Source organism: uncultured Lutibacter sp. (assembly GCF_937891065.1).
Lineage (GTDB): Bacteria > Bacteroidota > Bacteroidia > Flavobacteriales > Flavobacteriaceae > Lutibacter.
In genome coordinates this window covers 1-4,562 of the sequence record NZ_CALAEQ010000094.1, presented here as the reverse complement: position 1 = coordinate 4,562, position 4,562 = coordinate 1, and the positions used below count along the sequence as shown (strand labels likewise).

General features: G+C 31.3%; 7 protein-coding genes. 6 read left to right on the top strand and 1 reads right to left on the bottom strand.

Translation table 11 applies throughout. The annotated features are described in order from the left end of the window. The 6 genes from Q0352_RS05235 to Q0352_RS05210 all read left to right on the top strand — a co-directional run. Window positions 1-602: DUF177 domain-containing protein (locus Q0352_RS05235; RefSeq protein ID WP_367274596.1), on the top strand; the 602-nt coding region annotated here is incomplete at its 5' end. Further along, complete coding sequence (gene rpmF / locus Q0352_RS05230; protein ID WP_299524679.1) at window positions 589-783, top strand: 50S ribosomal protein L32; 195 nt, start codon at window positions 589-591, stop codon at window positions 781-783. The genes Q0352_RS05235 and rpmF, both read left to right, overlap by 14 nt. Before the next feature lie 154 nt (window positions 784-937). Further along, window positions 938-1,933: a beta-ketoacyl-ACP synthase III gene (locus tag Q0352_RS05225; protein ID WP_299524676.1), complete on the top strand. Its 996-nt coding sequence runs from the start codon at window positions 938-940 to the stop codon at window positions 1,931-1,933. 27 nt (window positions 1,934-1,960) lie between these two features. After that, entirely contained in the window at window positions 1,961-2,437 is a 477-nt protein-coding gene (gene accB, locus Q0352_RS05220; RefSeq protein WP_299524673.1) for an acetyl-CoA carboxylase biotin carboxyl carrier protein, read from the top strand. A gap of 37 nt (window positions 2,438-2,474) precedes the next feature. After that, on the top strand, window positions 2,475-3,824 hold the full coding sequence (accC, locus tag Q0352_RS05215) for an acetyl-CoA carboxylase biotin carboxylase subunit (protein ID WP_299524670.1): 1,350 nt from the start codon (window positions 2,475-2,477) through the stop codon (window positions 3,822-3,824). Window positions 3,825-3,906: 82 nt separating this feature from the next. After that, the gene (locus tag Q0352_RS05210) at window positions 3,907-4,371 is read left to right on the top strand and encodes an Lrp/AsnC ligand binding domain-containing protein (protein ID WP_299524667.1); all 465 of its coding nucleotides are present in this window, start codon (window positions 3,907-3,909) and stop codon (window positions 4,369-4,371) included. Between the two features lie 32 nt (window positions 4,372-4,403). Here the strand turns inward: Q0352_RS05210 and Q0352_RS05205 are convergent. Continuing rightward, on the bottom strand, window positions 4,404-4,562 hold a 159-nt coding region (locus tag Q0352_RS05205), incomplete at its 5' end, for a zinc metallopeptidase (protein ID WP_299524682.1).

Below are 4,562 nucleotides of genomic sequence, written 5' to 3'. Positions count from 1 at the left end.
TATTTATAATTTTATATCTTTGCACGCTCAAATTGAATTACAACATGAAAGATTTAAAAGAATTTGATATTTCTTTTGTAGGTATAAAAGACGGATTAAATCAATTTGAATATAGAATTGAAAATGAGTTCTTTGATTTTTTTGAATACGATGAATTTTACAGTTCAAATACTAAAGTAGATTTAACTTTTTTGAAGAAACCTACAATGTTTGAATTAAATTTTACTTTTTTAGGTTGGGTTGAAGTAACTTGTGATGTTACAAACGAATTATTTAAGTACCCAATTGAAGCTTGTATAGATTTAGTTGTGAAATTTGGACAAGAATTTAATGACGAGAATGAGGAATTATTAATTATACCTTATTCAGATTATAAAATTAATGTAGCACAATATATTTATGAAGCAATTGTATTGGCGTTACCATTAAAAAGAATTCATCCTGGTGTAAATGATGGTACTTTACATTCAGAAATATTAGATAAGTTAAGAGAATTAGAAATTAAGGAAGAAGAAGTAGAAACAGACAAGGAAATTGATCCTAGGTGGAATAAATTAAAGAATATACTAATAGATAAAAATACAAGTAATGGCACATCCTAAAAGAAAAATATCAAAAACAAGAAGAGACAAAAGAAGAACTCACTATAAAGCGGTTGCTCCACAAGTAGCAATTGACCCAACAACTGGTGAAGCACATTTATACCATAGAGCTCATTGGCATGAAGGAAAATTATACTACAGAGGTCAAATTGTAATAGATTCTGTTGAAATTCAAGCTTAATTAAAAATAAGTTAAAACACACTAAAAACCCTCATTTTTGAGGGTTTTTTTTGTTTTTTTGAATAAAATTGATCAAAAATGAGGGTTTTTAGTAAATAATCAAAATATATTTTACTATTTTTACCCACTCTTTTTCATGAAAGATAATCAAATTATGACAAAAATTACCGCAGCAATTACAGCCGTTGGAAAATACATTCCTGAAGACGTTTTAACAAATGAAATGTTAGAGAAATTAGTAGATACTAATGATGAATGGATCACTTCAAGAACAGGAATTAAAGAACGTAGAATTTTGAAAGGAGAAGGAAGAGGATCTTCTTATATGGCAATAAAAGCCGCTCAGCAATTAATAAAAAAGAAAAAATTAGACCCAAAAGAAATTGATCTTGTAATTGTAGCCACTGCCACACCAGATATGCAAGCTGCATCAACAGCAGTTTATACTGCAACTCAAATTGGTGCTATTAACGCTTTTGGTTTCGATTTAGAAGCCGCTTGTTCAAGTTTTTTATATGGAATGTCAGTTGCAGCAAGGTATATTGAATCTGGAAAATATAAAAAAGTATTACTTATTGGAGCTGATAAATGCTCTTCTATGATTGATTATACAGATAGAGCTACTTGTATTATATTTGGAGACGGGGCAGGAGCAGTATTATTTGAACCAAATGAAGAAGGTTTAGGTTTGCAAGATGAAATTTTAAGAAGTGACGGAGCAGGAAGAGAATTTTTGAAAGTAAAAACAGGAGGATCAATGTATCCTACAACAAAAGAAGCTCTAGATAATAAAGAAAATTTTGTTAGGCAAGATGGGAAAACTGTATTTAAAAATGCGGTTTTTAATATGGCAGATGTCACTGTTAAAATATTAGAAAAAAATAATTTGACAAATGAAGATGTTACTTGGCTTGCCGCACATCAAGCGAATAAAAGAATAATTGAAGCTACAGGAAAAAGAATTAATTTAGATAGTTCAAAAGTAATGATGAATATTGAAAAATATGGGAATACAACATCAGCTACTTTACCTTTACTTTTAGCAGATTATGAAGACCAACTTAAAAAAGGAGATACTATAATTTTTGCCGCATTTGGAGGTGGATTCACATGGGGATCAATTTACTTTAAATGGGCATATAACTCATAATTAATAAAAAACTAAAACCAAACAAATATGGATATAAAAGACATTCAAAACCTGATTAAATTTGTAGCCAAATCTGGCGCAAGTGAAGTAAAGTTAGAAATGGAGGATATAAAAATCACCATTAGAACAGGTTCGGAACGAGTAGAAACTACGATATTGCAACAAGCACCTATGTCTATTCCTCAAGTGCCAATTGCAGGGGCAGTTATGCCAGCTCAAAGCCCTAACACAACAGATTCTGTAGTAAAAGAAGAAACTTCAAAATATATTGAAATAACTTCTCCAATAATTGGAACTTTTTATAGAAGGCCATCACCTGATAAACCTGTTTTTGTTGAAGTCGGGGATTCTATAAATTCAGAAACTATAGTTTGTATGGTTGAAGCTATGAAATTATTTAATGAGATTGAAGCTGAAGTTTCAGGAAAATTAGTAAAAATTTTGGTTGAAGATGGAACTCCAGTTGAGTTTGGTCAACCATTATTTTTAGTAGATCCTTCATAATTTAACTCTTATTTATAATTTCAAATTTCAAAGCATTATGTTTAAAAAAATATTAATTGCCAATAGGGGTGAAATAGCTTTACGAGTTATAAGAACCTGTCGAGAAATTGGAATAAAAACGGTAGCTGTTTACTCTACAGCTGATGCTGAGAGTTTACATGTACGCTTTGCAGATGAGGCCGTTTGTATTGGACCTCCAGCAAGTAGTGAATCTTATTTAAAAATGTCAGCCATTTTAGCAGCAGCAGAAATTACAAATGCTGATGCAATTCATCCAGGATATGGTTTTTTATCTGAAAATGCTAAATTTTCAAAATTATGTGAAGAACATAATATTAAATTTATAGGTGCTTCTTCAGAAATGATTAGTAGAATGGGAGATAAAGCTTCTGCTCGTGCTACAATGAAAGAAGCTGGAGTACCAACAATTCCAGGGTCAGAAGGATTATTAGAAACAGTTGAAGACGCAGAGAAATTAGCAAAAGAAATGGGATACCCTGTAATGTTAAAAGCAACCGCAGGTGGTGGAGGAAAAGGAATGCGCGCAGTTTGGAAACAAGAAAATTTAAAAAATGCTTGGGATTCTGCTAGGCAAGAAGCTTTTGCCTGTTTTGGCAATGACGGTATGTATATGGAAAAGCTTATTGAAGAGCCTCGCCATATTGAAATTCAAATTATTGGAGATTCATATGGGAAAGCCTGTCATTTATCAGAAAGGGATTGTTCAATTCAACGTCGTCATCAAAAGTTAACAGAAGAAGCTCCTTCGCCTTTTATGACAACTCAATTGAGAAAAAAAATGGGTGATGCGGCAGTAAAAGCGGCTGAATTTATTTCATACGAAGGTGCTGGCACAATAGAATTTTTAGTTGACAAGCATAGAAATTTCTATTTTATGGAAATGAATACTCGTATTCAAGTTGAGCACCCTATTACTGAACAAGTAATAGATTATGATTTAATTTACGAGCAAATAAAAGTAGCTGCAGGTGTTCCTATTTCAGGAAAAAATTATACTCCTAAATTACACTCAATAGAATGTAGAATTAATGCTGAAGATCCTTATAAAGATTTTAGGCCATCACCAGGTAAAATAACAACATTACATATACCTGGAGGCCATGGAATTAGAGTTGATACTCATGTGTATGCAGGATATACCATTCCTTCAAATTACGATTCAATGATAGCAAAATTAATTACTACTGCACAAACACGTGAAGAAGCAATTAATAAAATGAGAAGAGCTTTAGATGAATTTGTTATTGAAGGCGTGAAAACAACAATTCCTTTTCACAGACAATTGATGGATCATCCAGATTATATTGCAGGTAACTATACTACAAAATTTATGGAAGACTTTGTGCTTCTACCTGAAGTACAATAAAGTTTTGAATTAAAATAAAAAATAAAGGATATGAGTTTTCATATCCTTTATTTTTTTAAATTTACTTTCAGATATATATCTTATGAAAGAAAAAGAGTTACATATTGACGGTATTGATAAAATTATTTTAAAAAATTTAATGAAAGATGCCAGAACACCAATATTGAGCATAGCTCGTGAAATTGGAATATCTGGAGCTGCCATACATCAAAGATTGCGTAAACTTGAGGCTTCAGGCTTAATTGCAGGCTCAAAATTTATAATTAATCCAAAGGTATTAGGCTATAAAACGTTAGCCTTTGTTGGCGTTTTTTTAGACGCAGCAAGCAAATATTCAGCAGCAGTTAAAAGACTGAAAGAAATCCCTGAAGTAATTGAAAGTCACTATACAACAGGGAATTATGCTATTTTTATAAAAATTTTATGTAAAGACAATGAGCATTTAATGAAACTTCTTAATCAAGAAATTCAATCAATAAAAGGAGTTGCAAGAACTGAAACATTTATTTCTTTAGACCAACAAATTGATCGACAAATTCAATTATAAAAAAGCAGTTTCAAACTGCTTTTTTATTGTCCTTAATCTCTTGATCCCAATATTCTTAATCCCCAATATAATAACATAGCTAAAGAACCTAAGGCAGCAACCAAATATGTTCTGGCAGCCCATTTTAAAGCATCTTTTGCGCCGTCTTGTTCTTCATTTGTAAGCATATTATTGGTTTTTAACCAAGCTAA

Excerpts from the sequence above, each read along its gene's own strand:
- rpmF (WP_299524679.1), top strand. The coding sequence starts at position 589 with ATGGCACATCCTAAAAGAAAAATATCAAAAACAAGAAGAGACAAAAGA.
- Q0352_RS05225 (WP_299524676.1), top strand. The coding sequence starts at position 938 with ATGACAAAAATTACCGCAGCAATTACAGCCGTTGGAAAATACATTCCT.
- accB (WP_299524673.1), top strand. The coding sequence starts at position 1,961 with ATGGATATAAAAGACATTCAAAACCTGATTAAATTTGTAGCCAAATCT.
- accC (WP_299524670.1), top strand. The coding sequence starts at position 2,475 with ATGTTTAAAAAAATATTAATTGCCAATAGGGGTGAAATAGCTTTACGA.
- Q0352_RS05210 (WP_299524667.1), top strand. The coding sequence starts at position 3,907 with ATGAAAGAAAAAGAGTTACATATTGACGGTATTGATAAAATTATTTTA.